Source organism: Rhodococcus sp. 008 (assembly GCF_001682295.1).
GTDB classification, from domain to species: domain Bacteria; phylum Actinomycetota; class Actinomycetes; order Mycobacteriales; family Mycobacteriaceae; genus Rhodococcus_F; species Rhodococcus_F qingshengii.
The window spans coordinates 2,103,842-2,122,703 of sequence record NZ_CP012749.1; the positions used below are offsets into that span (position 1 = coordinate 2,103,842).

17 protein-coding genes are annotated in these 18,862 nt (G+C 62.5%); 12 read left to right on the plus strand and 5 right to left on the minus strand.

The annotated features are described in order from the left end of the window. Positions 1 to 135: 135 nt before the first annotated feature. Complete coding sequence (locus AOT96_RS09945) at positions 136 to 1,014, plus strand: LysR family transcriptional regulator (RefSeq protein ID WP_030537644.1); 879 nt, start codon at positions 136 to 138, stop codon at positions 1,012 to 1,014. On the opposite strand, the gene AOT96_RS09950 is transcribed toward AOT96_RS09945, so the two are convergent. The 3 genes from AOT96_RS09950 to AOT96_RS09960 are packed head-to-tail and all read right to left on the minus strand — an operon-like array spanning position 1,011 to position 4,890. Beyond that, positions 1,011 to 2,702 carry an acyl-CoA dehydrogenase family protein gene (locus tag AOT96_RS09950; protein WP_050655941.1) on the minus strand — a complete coding sequence of 564 codons (1,692 nt, stop codon included), beginning with the start codon at positions 2,700 to 2,702 and terminating at the stop codon, positions 1,011 to 1,013. The two genes, AOT96_RS09945 and AOT96_RS09950, sit on opposite strands and share 4 nt — an antisense overlap. Before the next feature lie 10 nt (positions 2,703 to 2,712). Continuing rightward, positions 2,713 to 4,218 (minus strand): class I adenylate-forming enzyme family protein, encoded by a 1,506-nt coding sequence (locus tag AOT96_RS09955; protein WP_020971425.1) that lies wholly within the window; start codon positions 4,216 to 4,218, stop codon positions 2,713 to 2,715. Between the two features lie 36 nt (positions 4,219 to 4,254). Further along, positions 4,255 to 4,890, minus strand: coding sequence for a TetR/AcrR family transcriptional regulator C-terminal domain-containing protein (locus AOT96_RS09960; RefSeq protein ID WP_030537647.1), 636 nt, complete (start codon positions 4,888 to 4,890; stop codon positions 4,255 to 4,257). A gap of 176 nt (positions 4,891 to 5,066) precedes the next feature. Here AOT96_RS09960 and AOT96_RS09965 point away from each other — a divergent pair, with 176 nt between their 5' ends. From AOT96_RS09965 to AOT96_RS10015, 11 genes are all read left to right on the plus strand, one after another. Next, positions 5,067 to 6,047 carry a helix-turn-helix domain-containing protein gene (locus AOT96_RS09965; RefSeq protein WP_030537648.1) on the plus strand — a complete coding sequence of 327 codons (981 nt, stop codon included), beginning with the start codon at positions 5,067 to 5,069 and terminating at the stop codon, positions 6,045 to 6,047. A gap of 204 nt (positions 6,048 to 6,251) precedes the next feature. Beyond that, the gene (gene oxdA, locus AOT96_RS09970; protein ID WP_065351659.1) at positions 6,252 to 7,313 is read left to right on the plus strand and encodes an aliphatic aldoxime dehydratase; all 1,062 of its coding nucleotides are present in this window, start codon (positions 6,252 to 6,254) and stop codon (positions 7,311 to 7,313) included. A 115-nt stretch (positions 7,314 to 7,428) separates the two neighbouring features. Continuing rightward, positions 7,429 to 7,797 (plus strand): ArsR/SmtB family transcription factor, encoded by a 369-nt coding sequence (locus AOT96_RS09975; protein ID WP_007735244.1) that lies wholly within the window; start codon positions 7,429 to 7,431, stop codon positions 7,795 to 7,797. A 44-nt stretch (positions 7,798 to 7,841) separates the two neighbouring features. After that, entirely contained in the window at positions 7,842 to 9,248 is a 1,407-nt protein-coding gene (locus tag AOT96_RS09980) for a substrate-binding protein (protein WP_054187255.1), read from the plus strand. Positions 9,249 to 9,362: 114 nt separating this feature from the next. Further along, the gene (locus AOT96_RS09985) at positions 9,363 to 10,928 is read left to right on the plus strand and encodes an amidase (RefSeq protein ID WP_042450636.1); all 1,566 of its coding nucleotides are present in this window, start codon (positions 9,363 to 9,365) and stop codon (positions 10,926 to 10,928) included. A gap of 73 nt (positions 10,929 to 11,001) precedes the next feature. After that, positions 11,002 to 11,625: a nitrile hydratase subunit alpha gene (nthA, locus tag AOT96_RS09990; RefSeq protein ID WP_042450854.1), complete on the plus strand. Its 624-nt coding sequence runs from the start codon at positions 11,002 to 11,004 to the stop codon at positions 11,623 to 11,625. 26 nt (positions 11,626 to 11,651) lie between these two features. Then, positions 11,652 to 12,290 carry a nitrile hydratase subunit beta gene (gene nthB / locus AOT96_RS09995; RefSeq protein WP_065351660.1) on the plus strand — a complete coding sequence of 213 codons (639 nt, stop codon included), beginning with the start codon at positions 11,652 to 11,654 and terminating at the stop codon, positions 12,288 to 12,290. Positions 12,291 to 12,388: 98 nt separating this feature from the next. Beyond that, on the plus strand, positions 12,389 to 13,588 hold the full coding sequence (gene zigA / locus AOT96_RS10000) for a zinc metallochaperone GTPase ZigA (RefSeq protein WP_042450649.1): 1,200 nt from the start codon (positions 12,389 to 12,391) through the stop codon (positions 13,586 to 13,588). A gap of 31 nt (positions 13,589 to 13,619) precedes the next feature. Continuing rightward, a complete protein-coding gene (locus AOT96_RS10005; RefSeq protein WP_065351661.1) occupies positions 13,620 to 14,534 on the plus strand; it encodes an SMP-30/gluconolactonase/LRE family protein in 915 nt (304 codons plus the stop codon). Positions 14,535 to 14,685: 151 nt separating this feature from the next. Next, positions 14,686 to 16,503 (plus strand): ABC transporter substrate-binding protein/permease, encoded by a 1,818-nt coding sequence (locus AOT96_RS10010; protein ID WP_003946057.1) that lies wholly within the window; start codon positions 14,686 to 14,688, stop codon positions 16,501 to 16,503. A 4-nt stretch (positions 16,504 to 16,507) separates the two neighbouring features. Further along, positions 16,508 to 17,254: an amino acid ABC transporter ATP-binding protein gene (locus AOT96_RS10015; protein ID WP_003946070.1), complete on the plus strand. Its 747-nt coding sequence runs from the start codon at positions 16,508 to 16,510 to the stop codon at positions 17,252 to 17,254. Here the strand turns inward: AOT96_RS10015 and AOT96_RS10020 are convergent. Together AOT96_RS10020 and AOT96_RS10025 are read right to left on the minus strand one after the other, a co-directional pair. Further along, positions 17,240 to 18,424: an RNA polymerase sigma factor gene (locus AOT96_RS10020; RefSeq protein WP_065351662.1), complete on the minus strand. Its 1,185-nt coding sequence runs from the start codon at positions 18,422 to 18,424 to the stop codon at positions 17,240 to 17,242. The genes AOT96_RS10015 and AOT96_RS10020 overlap by 15 nt on opposite strands. Before the next feature lie 8 nt (positions 18,425 to 18,432). Next, on the minus strand, positions 18,433 to 18,840 hold the full coding sequence (locus AOT96_RS10025) for a YciI family protein (protein WP_003945999.1): 408 nt from the start codon (positions 18,838 to 18,840) through the stop codon (positions 18,433 to 18,435). Positions 18,841 to 18,862: the final 22 nt, after the last annotated feature.

An 18,862-nucleotide genomic window follows, 5' to 3' on the forward strand; every position in this document is an offset into this window, starting at 1 on the left:
ATTCTCGCGTCGGGCATCACCAAGGGATGCAATGTGAGGCGTGAATCACTATCGTCCGAAATCCATGTAGAGTCCAAGACTTAGTTCGACTTATTTATGTGGGAGAACCACATAATGAAACCCGGGAGGAGCGACGTGGAACTGCGTCAACTGCGCGCGTTTCTCGCAGTCGCCGACGAACTTCATTTCGGCCGGGCCGCCGAGCGACTCCACATCGGCCAGTCCCCGCTCAGCCAGACCATTCGGGCGCTCGAGCGTGAACTGGGCACCGACCTGTTCGTCCGGACCACCAGATCAGTGCAACTGACAGCCGCCGGCGAAGCCTTGGTCACGCCCGCACGGATCATCGAAGCGCAGATCGCCGTGGTACGAGAAATCGCATCGGCCGCGTCGACTGGCGAGACGGGCCGTGTCACAGTGGGTTTCGGCGGAACAGGCGGCTACACCGTCCTGTCGGCCCTCACACGGTCCTTGGCCGACTCCCATCCGGGAATCGAACTGGAACTACGGCCGCAGATGTACTCGGGTGAGGTGCTCGACGCTCTCCGACGCGGAGCACTGGACATGGGCATAGTCGGCCTGCCCATTCCGCGCGGATTCGAGACTCACACTGTGCGGGAGGAAACCTTGATGGTCGCGGTTCCTGCCAGGCATCACCTCGGTACGCATGACTCGGTGTCACCGGAAGACCTGGCAACCGAGCGATTCGTGATGTATCCCGCCGAGCACGGCTCGGTGGTGCGCGATGCAACGTTGTCCGTTTGCGCCACAGCAGGTTTCACGCCCACCATCGCACACGAAGCCCCCGATCCGTACAGCCTGTTGGCCATGGTCGGAGCGGGGGTCGGGATCGCCGTCGTCGTGGAGTCGACGGCGCATCTGTCCATGGACGGGGTCGTGTACCTGCCGATCGCCGGGGCCACGCCCACGCTGAAAATCGCGATGGCATGGCGACCCAACAATCCGACGCCGGCAGTACACACCGTCACCAGGGTACTGAGGGAGCAGCCTTAGGCTCTCGCGAGAACTCCGGCGAAATCTGTTCCCACAGGCAGAGTTCCGTACTCGTGACCACGGTCGGCGCCGAGGCGAGCGGCAATGAACGCATCGGACGAGGCGGCCGGGGAGTGGCGCACCATGAGCGAAGCCTGCAGTGCCAACGCCATAGCCTCGACGACGGTCCGAGCGCGGAGTTGAGCGTCGGCAGGTGCCATCGTGGCGAGCTCACCGAGTTGGCGTCGTACTCGATCGAGGTGCTGATCGAGGACCGGGTTGTTGCCGCGGGCGAGGTTGATCTCGTGGTCGAAGGCGGCAACGGAGTCGGGTTCACGGGTCATCGCGCGCAGGACGTCGAGCGCGATGACGTTGCCCGACCCCTCCCACACGGCCATGACGGGCTGCTCACGGTAGCGACGGGCAAGCGGGAAGTCCTCGGTGTAACCGTTGCCGCCCAGGCACTCGAGGGCTTCGTAGGAGTGGTGCGGGCCGCGCTTGCAGATCCAGTACTTCGCAACAGCCGTCGCGAGTCGGCGGAACGCCTTTTCCTGCTCATTCGCGTCCTCGTCCTGCGCACGGGCCAATCGCAGTGCGGTGATGGTCGCGGCCTCGGATTCGAGAGCCAGGTCGGCGAGCACCGACGTCATTGCGGGCTGATCTGCCAGGACGGCACCGAAAGCGCTGCGGTGCCGTGCATGCCACACCGCTTCGGCCACCGACTGACGCATACCTGCCGTGCTGCCGAGGATGCAGTCGAGTCGCGTCTGGGACACCATTTCGATGATGGTCCGCACGCCACGACCCGGTTCGCCGATCATGGTGCCGACGGTGCCGTCGAGTTCGATCTCGGACGACGCGTTGGACTTGTTGCCCAGCTTGTTCTTCAGACGCTGGATACGGAAGACGTTGCGTGTGCCGTCAGGCAGGATGCGGGGGAGAAGGAAGCAGGAAAGTCCCTCGCCGGCAGCACCTTCGGCCTGAGCGAGAACCAGGAAGGCGTCAGACATCGGCGCGGAGCAGAACCACTTGTGTCCGGTGAGGAGGTAGTCCGCACCCGGGCCGCCACGTCCGGCCGGCTTGGCGATGGTCGTGTTGGCTCGCACGTCGGAGCCACCCTGCTTTTCCGTCATCGACATTCCGAAGATCGCGGATGCCTTTCCGGGAGCATCCAACTCGGGGGTGTAACTCCGAGAAAGGGCACGCGGGGTCCAGATGGCGGCTACATCGGGTTGCAGCTCGAGCGAGGGGATCACAGCGTGCGTCATGGAGATTGGGCACGCGTGGCCCGGTTCGACCTGGGAGAACAGCATGAATGCCGCGGCCCGAGCCACGTTGGCACCCGGCTTGGGGTCAGCCCAGGCAGAGGTGTGAGCACCGTGCGCAACGGCGGCAGAGATGATCCGGTGATACGACGGATGGTATTCGACCTCGTCGATGCGGTTTCCCCAGCGATCGAAGGTCTTCAATTCGGGGATCACCGTGTTGGCCAGCTCGGCGTCGTGCTGGAACCCGGCACTGCCGACCAGTTCACCGATATCGGTGAGTTCACTGGTGGCCCAATCGGCGTCGTGACGCGCGACGCCTTCGGCCAGGACCGTATCGAGCAGGAACTCGTTGACGTCCGTGCGCGGTACCGACTGGTTGAGCACTGCATGGGTGCGATGCGGAGCCGGGTGGGTGACGGTCTTCTCGGAAATATCAGTCATGACAGGCCTTTCAGCTCGCTGCGCGGATGAGGTGCTTCTGGATCTTGCCGGTCGGTGTACGCGGAAGAATCGTCGCGAACACCACTTCACGCGGAATCTTGTAGCGCGCCAACTTGTCCGAGAGGTAGTCCTTGATGTCGTCGGCGCTGATGACATCCGGTTCACGCCAGACGACGTGCGCGACGACGGTCTCGCCCCATTCTTCGTTGGGTTTTCCGACAACGGCGACGTCGACGACGTCCGGGTGGCCGGAGATCACGTCCTCGACCTCCTTGGAGTAGACGTTCTCACCGCCCGTGATGATCATGTCCTTCGCGCGGTCGACGATGAAGAGGTAGCCGTCCGCATCCTTGCGCGCCAGATCGCCGGTGCGATACCAACCGCCGTCGGCAAATGCAGCCTTCGTGGCAGCGGGGTCGTCGAGGTACCCCTGCATGACGGTGTCGGCGCGCAGCCAGATCTCACCGATCTGATCGGGCTCCGCGTCGGTGCCGTCATCGGCAACCAGGCGCAGGTCGACGCCGGCCAGCGCGACGCGGCCGATCGAGCCCGCCTTGCTCAACTGCTCTTCGGGGTACAGCACGGTGCCCACTGGCCCGGTCTCGGTCATGCCGTAGACCTGCCGGAATTCGGTGGTGCCGTACGACTCCACCAGTCGCCGAGCGACATCCGCGCCGATCGGTCCCCCACCGTACAACCACGCACGAACGCTTCCGAGGTTGTAGTCGGCAAAGTTCGGCACGAGGTTGAGTGCAGTGGTGTAGATGACCGGCGGGCCGAAGCAGAGGGTAATGCGTTGTTCCTGAACTGTTTCCAGGAATTTGACGGGATGGTACTCGCGCAGCAGCACGACGGTTCCGCCCATGTAGAGCGTGGACATGAACCAGTTGTTGAGCGGGGAAGCATGCCAGATCGGCACGGCCATGAGCAGTCGCTCGTCCCGAGTCGTCGACACGGCGAGGGCCGCGGTGACGGCAACACCGACGACGTTGCGGTGGCTGTGGACGCAGCCCTTGGGCGAGCCGGTAGTCCCCGAGGTGTAGAGGATTTCAGCCGGATCGTTCTCGTCGATGTCGATACCGTCGACGCCCTCCTGGCGGGTGATGGCGTCGTCGAAGAAGTCGAAACCGTCTGCGACAGAGTCCGTGCTGATCAGCTTGGCCGTTGTCTCCAGTCGACCGACAACCGGCGCCAACTCACCGTCGAAGACGCACACCGACACCTTAGCGTGTCCCAGCACGTAGGCAACTTCCGGAGTCTGCATCTTGTGGTTGATGGGGACCACGACGGCGCCCAAGCGCCAGGCACCGAGCATCGCGTACACGAATCCTGGAGTGTTGTAACACATCAGCGCGACGCGGTCGCCCGGCTGCACGCCCAGCGACTGCAAATAGCCTGCGGCGCGTCGACTTCCGTCCTGAACCTGGGAGTACGTGTGATCGTGACCATCGAATATCAGGAAGGGTTTGTCCGGGGTCTTGGTGACGTTGCTGTCGAATACGCGAACGATATTCATCGAAGTCCTTGTCGGAGAATCACGCTCGAAGAGAGTTCATTCCATCGAGCTGTTGAGTACGGCGTCGGGTATCTGGAGGGTGGCGAAGATGACGGCAACCGCCTCCTCGAGGGAGTAGCCGAAGCTCTCGCCGGTGGCAGTCTTCTGGATGACGAGGCCGAAGATCGCAGACCAGAAGGCCTTGGACTCGACGTCGATGCCCGCGCGCAGCTGCCAGCCGGTGCGGATCAAGGTACGGAGGAGGGCGGTTTCGCCCGAGGAGTGCAGAGTGCGAAGCGTTTCGGAGATCAGGTCGCGGAGTTCACCACGACGACCCGTCATCATCATCGCTTCCACGAAGAGTTCGACGCTGGGAGCGCCCGAGCCCAGGAGGGATCCGACCAGCTTCTCGGTGTAATCGCCGACCGTGTCGGCGTCGGCGGCATCGACCTCGGCACGCTTGCCTGCGCGCAGAACGGCCGCGCACGCCACCTCGACGAAGAGCTTTTCTTTGGAGCCGTAGTAGTAGGTCACCTGGTTGGGATGGGCGCCGGCGGCCGTGCAGATCTGCGCGATGGAGACGCTGTCGCCGTGCTCGAGGAACAGCTCGGTTGCGGCGTTGAACAGCGCCATGCGCGTCTGCTTGCCCGACTCACGCGTCGCGCGCGCTGCGGGAACTGCCTCGGTGGCCATCACGAACTCCTACTTGTTTGTACAACAAACAATAACTCGGCGTTGTTTGTATGGCAAACAATTTCTTCCCGACGCGATGACATGTCGACTTCTATCGACATGTCTGATGTGCGGGATTACTCTCTGAACATCGAGCACCCGAGAACTTCGGCTTTTCTGCGAGGAGGCGCCCTGCAATGCTCGCGCGATCCGGCTTCTCCCTGCCCACACGCACGACTCTCACGGGCGACTGGGCAGATTTGTTGCGCGAGCATTTTGTCGCGCTCGACGTATCCGATATCGGAGACGGCGATCGATTCAGCGGGGCCGTCCACTCGGCCCAACTCGCACACGTTCGGGTATCCGCAGTTCAATCGATGGAACAACGAATAGTCCGTAGCAACAGCCTCATCAAAAGCGACGGTGCGGACTATCTGCAGATCGGGATGATCCGCCGCGGTAGCGCGGTAGTGCGCCAAGACGACCGCGAATGCGTCCTGCGACGTGGCGACTACGTCCTGTACGACACCACGCGCCCCTTCGATTGGCAGATCGAGGGACACGCACACGACGGCATCTGGGGACTCGAGGTGTTCACCTGGCCACGGTCGTACCTGTCGCTCAGCGACGCGGAGGTCACGAGCCTGACCGCCATCGCCTTCGACGGACACGCGGGCCTGAGTGGCCTGCTCGGTCGCTTTCTTCACGATCTTGCCTCCGTCCGCATGACGTCCGACGCAAGCGGAGACGAAGAGGAAGTCGTCAACGAGATCGGCAACCTGGTCAAGTCCGTTCTTCACACAACTGCGCGACCGATCACCTCACGGCGAACCAGCCTCTACGAATCCGCCCTGTCGGTCATAGACGCCCGCATCGCAGACCCGGCCCTGTCTCCGGTGGACATCGCGGGATCAGTCAAAGTCTCCATTCGCCAGTTGCACCGAGCCTTCGCCGAACACGGCACAACGGTGTCGCGTTCGATTCGCAGCCGTCGACTCGACGGTTGCCGTCGTGAGATCGTGCAACGCCACGGAGTAGAGCGGTCGCTGACCCAGATTTCTCACCGCTGGGGATTCACCGACCTGGCCGCCTTCAGTCGCGCATTCAAGACGGAGTTCGGGATCAGCCCGCGGCAATACCGGTCGCAAGCAGTGGCCCCCACAAGTACTGCCCGCTGATCTGTAACATCCTCGGACACTTAACCATTCAACATGATGTTCAAAACGTTCTGTCGCCGACGCCTATCCACAATTCTCGGCGCGGTAGGCCAAGTATCGGGCGCTGACGGCCAAGTTTGCTCGGCTGAGCGGGCGTAGATTTTCGGCACGGCGTTGCCAAGTGCCAGGCACCCGATTCGACCACCTACATCACAGGGAGCACTCATGGAATCTGCAATCGGCGAACACCTTCAATGCCCGCGCACTCTGACCAGGCGGGTTCCGGATACCTATACGCCACCGTTTCCCATGTGGGTCGGGCGCGCAGACGACACATTGCACCAGGTCGTGATGGGCTATCTCGGCGTACAGTTCCGCGGCGAGGATCAGCGCCCGGCAGCACTGCAGGCGATGCGGGATATCGTCGCCGGCTTCGACTTGCCGGACGGACCGGCACACCACGATCTCACCCATCACATCGACAACCAGGGCTACGAGAACCTGATCGTGGTCGGTTACTGGAAAGATGTTTCTTCCCAACATCGTTGGAGCGCATCACCTCCAGTATCCTCCTGGTGGGAGTCCGAAGACCGCCTGTCGGACGGATTGGGGTTCTTCCGCGAGATCGTGGCACCGAGAGCCGAACAATTCGAAACGCTCTACGCGTTCCAAGACGACCTCCCCGGAGTGGGAGCTGTCATGGACGGTGTCAGCGGCGAAATCAACGAGCACGGCTACTGGGGTTCGATGCGCGAGCGGTTTCCGATCTCCCAAACCGACTGGATGCAGGCCTCGGGCGAACTACGGGTCGTCGCCGGTGACCCCGCCGTAGGTGGACGCGTAGTAGTGCGGGGACACGACAACATCGCACTGATCAGGTCCGGGCAGGACTGGGCCGACGCGGAAGCAGACGAGCGCAGCCTCTACCTGGACGAAATCCTGCCCACTCTTCAATCGGGCATGGACTTCCTCCGCGACAACGGCCCGGCCGTCGGGTGCTACAGCAACCGATTCGTACGCAATATCGACATCGACGGAAACTTCCTCGACTTGAGCTACAACATCGGCCACTGGGCCTCCCTCGACCAACTCGAACGGTGGTCGGAATCCCACCCGACCCATCTACGGATCTTCACGACGTTCTTCCGGGTGGCCGAGGGCCTGTCGAAATTGCGTCTCTACCATGAGGTCTCGGTATTCGATGCCGCCGATCAGCTCTACGAGTACATCAATTGCCATCCCGGGACCGGAATGCTGCGCGACGCGGTGATCACCGCCGAGCACTGACCGAAGTCGCCGGCAATCTTCGGCCACATTCTTTCCCTCGGAGGCAACTCGAGATATGTTGACGGGTGTCGACATATCTCAGTAGAGACCATCGAGGAAGCGCGGACAGCAGACAGTGACTACTCAACGAAACGAAGAGTTGGCGTTTGCTGTGCTGGCCGACCAAGTGCGTCGACAGATTCTCGACACGCTGGCTACACACGGCGAGTGCAACGCGGGCTTCATCAGCGATCAAATTTCGACGGTCGGTCGCACCACGGTATCCACACATCTCAAGGCGCTGCGGTTGTCCGGCGTGATCGTCGAACGGCGTCAAGGACGTCATCGCCTGTTCTCGATAGATCCATCGGGGCCCGCCAACGATGCACTCCAGTTCCTGCGCGACGTCCTCGGGCGAGCGCTGGAAGCAGGTTCGAACGCCTCCGAGTTGCCGGCCACTGCGACTGAGGATTCAGACGTCGCATCGGTGCGTCGCCGAGCGTGAGGCCTTGTTGAGCCCCAGCACCTATTTCAGGCAGGAAGTAGAACGTGCCAGGTCTCTCCGTAACGGCACAGATCGTGACGACCGACCCACCAGGGTCAGCCTTCGAGCGCCTCGAAACGGGGCAACTGCTCGAACTCGAATGTGAGCAACTGACGGTCGGGGCCGCTGCCGCCATCTCCCTTCCCGTCGGCGACGGCGCACGCGCAGATCCAGTCGGAATGCCGATCACGCTGTTGGGATACGTCGCCGGCGTGAAGCGGGGCCGATCGGTCGTGATCGTGCACCACCAACCGTGGCGCGGCCGCCTGACGATCCGGTTCTTTCCCGACGGCGCCGGGACCCGGATCGTTCTCGAGTCCAGCCTCGATCAGGACGGCATTTCCTGGCTTGCCAACAAGCGCGGATTCGCTCCACCCGAACCTCCGCGTTCCGACCGACATCGGATCGGGCTGCTGGTCAGCAAATCCGGCCCGGCAGCTGTATTCGCCCAGGCGACAGAAACACTCGCAGCCCTGGCCGTGGAAGAAATCAATGCCGACGGCGGCATCGGCGGCGTTCTCGTCGACTTGGTGATCGGCGATGACGCTTCCGACTCGGCGGCCGGAGCGGCGACCGCACTGCGATTGGTGAAAAGCGGATGTCGCGCCGTTTTCGCGTGCGTGACATCGTCGACCTTCAATGCCGCTGCATCTGCATTGCAGAACACCGGTGTGCTGTTGGTGCACACAGTTCTCAACGAGGGAGGTCGATCGCGTCCGGGAGTCCTTCGATTGGGTGAGCGACCACTCGACCAGACGCGAGCAGGTATACCCGCAATGATGTCCGAGACCGGTTCTCGCACTTGGTTCCTGGTCGGCCAGCAGTATTCGTGGTCGTTCGGAGCGCATTGGGCGGCCCGGCGTGTGATCGCCGAATCCACAGGTTCGGTGGCCGGCGAAGTCTACGTACCGTTGGGGACAACCGACTTCTCACGCATCATCGAGTCGATAGCCGACTCCGGGGCCGAACTGATTCTTTCCACCCTGGTGGGCCATGACGAGGTCTTCTTCGAACGACAATGCGCCCAGCACGGACTGCGGGCCACCACGCGGACGTTTGCATTGGTCCTCGACGAGGCCACTCAGCAGCTCATCGGCAATTCCGATGCCGACGGAGTCTGGGCGGCATTCGGCTACTTTCAATCCGCAGCCGGCGATCACGACCTCGAAAAGCGATACAGCGCGAGCTCGAACGAACTCCTGCCTCCGCTCAGTTCCCTGTCGGAGACAACATACGAAGCGATCGTCGCTTACGCACGCGCAGTCGAACGAACGTCGGCAGGCGATCCGGAAACAGTACTTCGGCAGCTTGTCACGACATCGAAAAGCTCTACGAACAACGGCGTTCCACTGCATCGACCGATTCTGCTCGCTGAATCACGCCGTGGGCGCCTGTACCCCCGCTCTCTCTGAGCGCGCGTAACCCGAACTTAACGAGTCAATATGTCGATACCTATTGACGCAATTATGGATCCGGCCCTAGTCTGAAAGACAAGTGAAGCCGATCACATCAGGAGCACACTTCTCATGGCGACAATCCGACCTGACGACAATGCAATAGACACCGCCGCAAGGCATTACGGCATCACTCTCGACCAGTCAGCCCGGCTCGAGTGGCCGGCACTGATCGACGGAGCACTGGGCTCCTACGACGTCGTCGACCAGTTGTACGCCGACGAGGCAACCCCGCCGACCACGTCACGTGAGCACACGGTGCCAACAGCGAGCGAAAATCCTTTGAGCGCTTGGTATGTGACCACAAGCATCCCGCCGACGTCGGACGGCGTCCTGACCGGCCGACGCGTGGCGATCAAGGACAACGTGACCGTGGCCGGAGTTCCGATGATGAACGGGTCTCGGACAGTAGAGGGGTTCACTCCGTCTCGCGACGCGACTGTGGTCACTCGACTACTAGCGGCCGGTGCAACCGTCGCGGGCAAAGCTGTGTGTGAGGACCTGTGTTTCTCCGGTTCGAGCTTCACACCGGCAAGCGGACCGGTCCGCAATCCATGGGACCCACAGCGTGAAGCAGGTGGATCATCCGGTGGCAGTGCGGCTCTCGTCGCAAACGGTGACGTCGATTTTGCCATCGGCGGGGATCAGGGCGGATCGATCCGGATCCCGGCGGCATTCTGCGGCGTCGTCGGACACAAGCCGACGTTCGGGCTCGTCCCGTATACCGGGGCATTTCCCATCGAGCGAACAATCGACCATCTCGGCCCGATCACACGCACGGTCCACGATGCCGCACTGATGCTCTCGGTCATCGCCGGTCGCGACGGTAACGACCCACGCCAAGCCGACAGCGTCGAAGCAGGTGACTATCTGTCCACCCTCGACTCCGATGTGGATGGTCTGCGAATCGGGATCGTTCGAGAAGGTTTCGGGCACGCGGTCTCACAGCCCGAGGTCGACGACGCAGTCCGCGCAGCGGCACACAGTCTGTCCGAAATCGGTTGCACGGTAGAGGAAGTAAACATCCCGTGGCACCTACATGCTTTCCACATCTGGAACGTGATCGCCACGGACGGTGGTGCCTACCAGATGTTGGACGGCAACGGATACGGCATGAACGCCGAAGGTTTGTACGATCCGGAACTGATGGCACACTTTGCTTCTCGACGCCTTCAGCACGCCGACGCTCTGTCCGAAACCGTCAAACTGGTGGCTCTGACCGGCCACCACGGCATCACCACCCTCGGCGGCGCGAGCTACGGCAAAGCCCGGAACCTCGTACCGCTCGCCCGTGCCGCCTACGACACTGCCTTGAGACAATTCGACGTCCTGGTGATGCCCACACTGCCCTACGTCGCATCCGAACTACCGGCGAAGGACGTGGATCGTGCAACCTTCATCACGAAGGCTCTCGGGATGATCGCCAACACAGCACCGTTCGACGTGACCGGACATCCGTCCCTGTCCGTTCCCGCCGGCCTGGTGAACGGGCTTCCGGTCGGAATGATGATCACCGGCAAGACCTTCGACGATGCGACGGTCCTCCGGGTCGGGCGCGCATTCGAAAAGCTTCGCGGCGCGTTTCCGACGCCTGCCGACCACATCTCCGACTCTGCACCACAACTCAGCCTCACCTAGTTCTGTATCCGCACTTGCACAACAAATTCCACCGATTCACACATGATCAGCCCGCATAGAAAAGGTGAACCAGATGTCAGTAACGATCGACCACACAACGGAGAACGCCGCACCGGCCCAGGCGCCGGTCTCCGACCGGGCGTGGGCCCTGTTCCGCGCACTCGACGGTAAGGGATTGGTACCCGACGGTTACGTCGAGGGATGGAAGAAGACCTTCGAGGAGGACTTCAGTCCAAGGCGCGGAGCGGAATTGGTCGCGCGGGCGTGGACCGACCCCGAGTTCCGGCAGTTGCTTCTCACCGACGGTACCGCCGCGGTTGCCCAGTACGGATATCTGGGCCCCCAGGGCGAGTACATCGTGGCAGTCGAAGACACCCCGACCCTCAAGAACGTGATCGTGTGCTCGTTGTGTTCATGCACCGCGTGGCCCATTCTCGGCCTGCCCCCTACCTGGTACAAGAGTTTCGAATACCGTGCGCGAGTGGTGCGTGAGCCACGGAAGGTTCTCTCCGAGATGGGAACCGAGATCGCGTCGGACGTCGAGATCCGCGTCTACGACACCACCGCCGAAACTCGCTACATGGTTCTCCCGCAACGTCCCGCAGGCACCGAAGGCTGGAGCCAGGAACAGCTTCAAGAGATCGTCACCAAGGACTGCCTGATCGGCGTCGCAGTCCCGCAGGTCCCCACCGTCTGATCACCCCGACAAGAAAGAAGCACACCATGGATGGAGTACACGATCTTGCCGGAGTTCAAGGCTTCGGCAAAGTCCCGCATACCGTCAACGCCGACATCGGCCCCACCTTCCACGCCGAGTGGGAACACCTGCCGTACAGCCTGATGTTCGCCGGTGTCGCCGAACTCGGGGCATTCAGCGTCGACGAAGTTCGATACGTCGTCGAGCGGATGGAACCACGCCACTACATGATGACCCCGTACTACGAGAGGTACGTCATCGGCGTCGCGACACTGATGGTCGAAAAGGGAATCCTGACGCAGGAAGAACTCGAAAGCCTTGCAGGGGGACCGTTCCCACTGTCGCGGCCAAGCGAATCCGAAGGGCGTCCGGCACCCGTCGAGACGACCACCTTCGAAGTCGGTCAGCGAGTACGCGTGCGCGACGAGTACGTTCCGGGGCATATTCGAATGCCTGCGTACTGCCGCGGACGAGTGGGAACCATCTCTCATCGGACTACCGAGAAGTGGCCGTTTCCCGACGCAATCGGCCACGGGCGCAACGACGCCGGCGAAGGACCGACGTACCACGTGAAGTTCGCCGCCGAGGAATTGTTCGGTAGCGACACCGACGGCGGCAGCGTCGTAGTCGACCTTTTCGAGGGTTACCTCGAGCCTGCGGCCTGATCGTCCAACATTCCGGGCGGCGGTCACGCGATCACAGCGTTTCGCGTGACCGCCGCCTGATCACAGCAATTCTCTCATTCGGAAGGACACTGGAAATCATGGTCGACACACGACTTCCGGTCACGGTGCTGTCAGGTTTCCTGGGCGCCGGGAAGACGACACTACTCAACGAGATCCTGCGAAATCGAGAGGGTCGGCGGGTCGCGGTGATCGTCAACGACATGAGCGAAATCAACATCGACAGTGCAGAAGTCGAGCGTGAGATCTCGCTCAGTCGCTCCGAGGAGAAACTGGTCGAGATGACCAACGGCTGCATCTGCTGCACTCTGCGAGAGGATCTTCTTTCCGAGATCAGTGCCTTGGCCGCCGATGGCCGATTCGACTACCTACTCATCGAATCTTCGGGCATCTCCGAACCGCTTCCCGTCGCAGAGACGTTCACATTCATCGATACCGACGGCCACGCCCTCGCCGACGTCGCCCGACTCGACACCATGGTCACCGTCGTCGACGGCCACAGTTTTCTGCGCGACTACACGGCTGGGGGCCGCGTCGAAGCCGATGCCCCGGAAGACGAACGAGACATCGCGGATCTGCTTGTCGATCAGATCGAATTTGCCGACGTCATCCTGGTGAGCAAGGCCGATCTCGTCTCGCACCAGCACCTGGTCGAATTGACCGCAGTCCTGCGCTCTTTGAACGCATCCGCTGCGATAGTTCCGATGACGCTCGGTCGCATCCCACTCGACACGATTCTCGACACCGGTTTGTTCTCGCTCGAAAAGGCTGCACAGGCCCCCGGATGGTTACAAGAACTCCAAGGTGAACACATCCCCGAAACCGAAGAGTACGGAATCAGTTCGGTGGTGTACCGCGAGCGCGCACCCTTCCACCCCCAACGGCTGCATGATTTCCTCAGCAGCGAGTGGACCAACGGAAAGTTACTTCGGGCCAAGGGCTACTACTGGAATGCCGGCCGGTTCACCGAGATCGGGAGTATTTCTCAGGCCGGTCATCTCATTCGCCACGGATACGTCGGCCGTTGGTGGAAGTTTCTACCCCGTGACGAGTGGCCGGCCGACGATTACCGTCGTGACGGAATCCTCGACAAGTGGGAAGAACCCGTCGGAGACTGCCGACAAGAACTCGTCTTCATCGGCCAATCCATCGACCCGTCTCGACTGCACCGAGAACTCGACGCGTGTCTACTCACCACAGCCGAGATCGAACTCGGGCCAGACGTGTGGACCACCTGGAGCGACCCTCTGGGCGTCGGCTATACCGACCAGACCGTTTGATATTGGTCCGGTTTGCCGTAAGTTGTGCGCAATGGGGGTATCACGCAACCGAACTCGGGCGTTGTTGATCGTCGCGGCGATCGCAGCCGGGACCGTGGCCGCGGTGACGCCGGCGGGGGCCACCTGGACAGTCGCGCCGATGTGCGGCGAGTGGCGGGTCGAAACCGTAGCGCAAGGGTTGGAACAGCTCGAAAACCTCGAGCCCGATGACAACGGCGGGTTCTACCTCTCCGGCGAGTCGAAGATCTATCACGTCGACGCCGCAGGACAGGTACGAACTGTCCTCGACGACATGGCTGCCCCTGGCGGTTTGCAACTCGACGGTTCGAGGCTGTCCTTCCTCACCAGACAGGACGGCAAGCTGTGGCACCTGGACACCTCGACGGATCAGCTGTCCGCACCCGTCGACTTCGCGGGCAACGGCCTGCTCCGGCTTCCCGACGGCGATCTGCTGACCACGTGGGTCGGAACAGAAGGAGGTCCGCCAAAGGGCGTCTCGCGCTATCTGCACGACTCCGGAGCCGTCGTTCCCAATTGGTCGACAGTGCCGCGTTCGGAGGGACTCGCGCTCAGTCCGGATCATCGAGCCGTGTACACCGATGACCTGTTCACCGGTCAGATCATTCGAGTGCCCTTGGATCCCCCTGACGCGTGGACAGTTGTAGCGACGGTCCCGAGCCTGATACCCGGACTCGACGATCTGACCATGTCGCAGGATGGAATGCTCTACGCCGCTGCTCACGTCGAAGGCTCGATCTATCGCGTACACCCTGAAACCGGCACTTCCTGCGTCGTCGCTTCGGGTCTGTCGAATGGGTGGAACGGGCCGAGTTCCGTGCGTATCGGACAGGACGGCGACGGCTGGGCGCTCTACGTCACCGGCTTCGACGGAACGCTGCGTCGCCTGGTACCTCCGTCGGGCGTCGAACTCGCACCCGTCCGCTGACGCCGATCTCTTCGGCACGAGATTCCCCGACCTGGCGATACTTAAAATCACGCTGATTTGAAGGCATGCCCGCAGCGCAACGGCCCCTTGTCCGAAAACTGTCAACAGTTCTACACGGAGAAATGGCTACCCTTAGGTTTACGCTGCACGCATGTTTTCTTCCGTCGCAGCGAAGATCCGCCTGGTGGTGGCACTGCTCCTCACTGCCCTCCTGGCGCTGACTCTGTCATCGTGCTCGAGTGGCTCGGATTCGTCGGCAGCCCCCACAGACCTGTGTGCACCTCCAGGAGTGGGAGCTGCAACCGCGGCGCCCACCAATCTGGACGCGGCAGCGGGTGCGGGCGCCGAAGACCGCTACACCACGGCCACCGTCACCCCGGTCGATCAGATCGACACCTCGAAGCTGAATCTGATCAAACCCGGGGTCATCACGGTCGGCACGCTCGGTGACGCGCCCCCGAGCATCTGCGTCAACTCCGAGAATCAGTACACCGGATACGACAACGAGCTGCTGAAGGCCGTCGCGGACAAGCTGGGCCTGAAGGTCGAGTTCGTCGGCACCGAGTTCGCCGGGCTTCTCGCCCAGGTTGCCGGTCGACGCTTCGACGTCGGCTCGTCGTCCATCACCACCACGGACGACCGTCGCAACACCGTCGGCTTCACCAACGGTTACGACTTCGGATACTTCTCCCTCGTCGTGCCTAACGGCAGCCCGATCACCGGCTTCGGAGACCTGGATGCCTCCAAGCGCATCGGCGTCGTGCAGGGAACCGTGCAGGACGACTACGTCGTGAACACGCTCAAGCTCGATCCCGTGAAGTTTCCCGACTACGCCACGGCGTACGCGAACCTCAAGTCCGGACAGATCGACGCCTGGGTAGCTCCGTCTCAGCAGGCCGAAGGTGCAATCGCTCCCGGTGACCCGACCTCGATCATCCAGAACACCTTCTCGGTCAACAACTTCGTCGGCTGGGCGGTGAACAAGGAAAACCAGCCGCTGATCGACGCCCTCAACTCCGGCCTCGACGCAGTCATCGACGACGGAACCTGGTCTCAGCTGTACGCCGACTGGGTACCGCGCCAACTCCCTGAAGGCTGGAAGCCCGGATCCAAGGCCGCGGCCACTCCGGAACTGCCCGACTTCGCAGCCATTGCCGCGGAAAACGCAGCAAACGGCGACGGTGGCGATACCGCGTCGTACCAACCGAAGTCGACGCTCGAACAGCTCAAGGACACGTTCTTCGACTGGGATCTGTACAAGAAGGCATTCCCCGATCTCCTCAAGACCGGTCTTCCCAACACCCTGATCCTTGCGCTCGCGTCCGGCATCATCGGCACGATCCTCGGCATGCTGCTCGCTGTCGCCGGTATCTCGCGCACCCGTTGGCTGCGCTGGCCGGCCCGCGTCTACACCGACATCTTCCGTGGCCTGCCCGCAGTCGTCATCATCTTGATCATCGGGCTCGGCGTCGGACCGATCGTCAAGGGAATCACCGGTAGCAATCCGTACTGGCTCGGTGTCGCGGCGCTGTCCCTGCTCGCGTCGGCATACATCGGTGAGATCTTCAGATCCGGAATCCAGAGCGTCGAGTCCGGGCAGCTCGAGGCTTCACGTGCCCTCGGTTTCAGCTACCGAAAGTCCATGTCGCTGGTCGTCATCCCGCAGGGTGTACGACGCGTTCTGCCGGCGTTGATGAACCAGTTCATCTCGCTGATCAAGGACTCGTCGCTGATCTACTTCCTCGGTCTCCTCGTCACCCAGCGGGAACTCTTTGCCGTCGGACGTGATCTCAACGCCCAGACCGGCAGCCTGTCCCCGCTCGTTGCGGCAGGCTTGTTCTACCTTGCTCTGACCATCCCGCTGACGCACCTCGTCAACTACATCGACAACCGACTCCGGACCGGACGCGCCGACACTTCAGGCACGTTGGATCCGCTCGAGCAGGCAATCGTCGTGGAAAGGGGCTGAGGACATGACCACCAGCTCTGAACTGAAGTCCGTATCGCTCACCGGCAAGGACCTGCATCTGTCCTTCGGCACCAACAAGGTGCTTCGCGGCGTCAACCTGCACGTCGACGCCGGAAACACCGTCACCGTCATCGGGCCCTCCGGTTCGGGCAAGTCGACGCTCCTGCGCGTGCTGAACCGTCTGCACGAGCCCGAGCAGGGTGACGTGCTGCTCGACGGGAAGTCCGTCCTGAAGGACAACCCCGACGAGCTACGCCAGCGGATCGGCATGGTGTTCCAGCACTTCAACCTGTTCCCACACAAGACCGTCGCCGAGAACATCGCACTCGGGCCGAACAAGCTCAAGGGTTTGTCGAAGGAGCAAGCTCGGGCGCTCGCGCTCGAGCAGCTGGATCTGGTGGGGCTCAGGGAGAAGGCCGACTCGCGGCCCGGCAACCTTTCGGGTGGTCAGCAGCAGCGCGTCGCCATTGCCCGCGCCCTGGCGATGAAGCCCGAGGTCATGTTCTTCGACGAGGCGACGTCAGCTCTCGACCCCGAACTGGTCAAGGGTGTTCTGGCATTGATGGCCGATCTCGCGAAGTCCGGCATGACCATGGTCGTCGTGACGCACGAAATGGGTTTCGCGCGTTCCGTTTCCGACAAGGTGCTGTTCATGGATCGCGGTGCCGTTGTCGAAACCGGTACTCCGGAACAGCTTTTCGACGATCCCGAAACAGATCGACTGCAAGCGTTCCTCTCACAGGTTCTCTGACTCAGGGGCGCTTGCAGGAGATCGACGGGCGTTGATCCTGGACGCCTGAAGCATCAGATGGTCGCGTTCGGCGAGGTTGGATGCCTTGTGCGCTGCATCGGCATACAACCTCGCCGCCGACTCGAGGTCTCCGTCGCGTTCACGCAGATAGGCCTCGACTGCGGCATGGCGTGGAAGTGAATCGTCCAGCGCTGCAAGAGCTGCCAATCCGGCGCGTGGTCCGTCTGCCTCGCCGACGGCCACCGCTCGGTTGAGCCGGACGATCGGGCTGTCGGTCAAGGCTGCGAGTTCGTCGTACCACTCCACGATCTGCACCCAATCGGTCCCGTCTGCTGTGAAAGCGTCGGCATGGAGTGCGGCAATGGCGGCCTGGGCCTGGAACTCACCCAGTCGGTCGCGAGCGAGAGCTGACTGGAGGATTGCGACTCCTTCGGCAATCGAATCGGTGTCCCACCGGCTGCGATCCTGCTCGGCTAGCGGAACCAGACTGCCGTCCGCGGCAGTTCGCGCGGCTCGACGAGCGTGATGGAGCAGCATCAGTGCGAGCAACCCTGCGACTTCGGGGTGATCGATCGCGGCCGCCAACTGCCGGGTGAGCCGGATGGCCTCGGCAGCCAGGTCGACGTCGCCGGAGTACCCCTCGTTGAAGACCAGATAGAGGACACGCAGGACGGTGGCGACATCGCCGGGTTGCTCGAACCGGACGCCGGAGACCGTGCGCTTGGCTCGGCTGATGCGCTGAGCCATAGTCGCCTCGGGCACCAGGTAGGCCTGCGCAATCTGGCGGGTGGTCAGCCCGCCGACAGCGCGCAGCGTGAGTGCGACGGCGGACGACGGCGTCAACGACGGGTGCGCGCACAAAAAGTAGAGCTGGAGTGTGTCGTCCACGCCCGGCACCGACCCGCTGACCGGCCGCTCGCCTGGCTGCTCGTCAGCCAGAAACTCCCGCTTACGGCGAGCCGCATCCGACCGGATCCCGTCGAGGAACCGCCGCCAGGCCACCGTGACCAGCCAGCCCTTCGGGTCCCGCGGCGGGTTGTCCGGCCAGACCCTGACCGCCTCGAGCAGAGCGTCCTGCACGGCGTCCTCGGCCGACGCGAAATCTGCTCCGCGGCGGACGAGGATGCCGAGCACGCTCGGAGTCAGACTCCGAAGCAGGGCGTCGTCCATGACAGGTTTCAGTCCGTGATGGTCGGCGGCTCGGTCAGGAACGGGCGCAGTTCGAGCCATTCGTGAATCGGCTTCCCGCCTGCGCCGGGCGCGGCCGAGAGCTCGCCGGCCAATTGGACGGCACGGTCGTAGTTGTCGACGTCGATCACCATCCAGCCGGCAATGAGGTCCTTGGTTTCCGCGAACGGACCGTCGGTGACCGGGGGGCGACCCTCACCGTCGTATCGGACAAAGGTGCCCTCAGGAGCGAGAGCCTGACCGTCGACGAACTCGCCCGCCTTCTCGAGCCGATCCGCGAAGTCCTGCATGTACTTCACGTGGGCAGTGATCTCGTCCGGCGTCCACTGGTCCATCGGCACGTCGTTGACTGCAGCCGGAGCGCCGCGGTAGTGCTTGAGCAGCAAGTACTTGGCCATCGTGAATCTCCTCTGTGTCGGT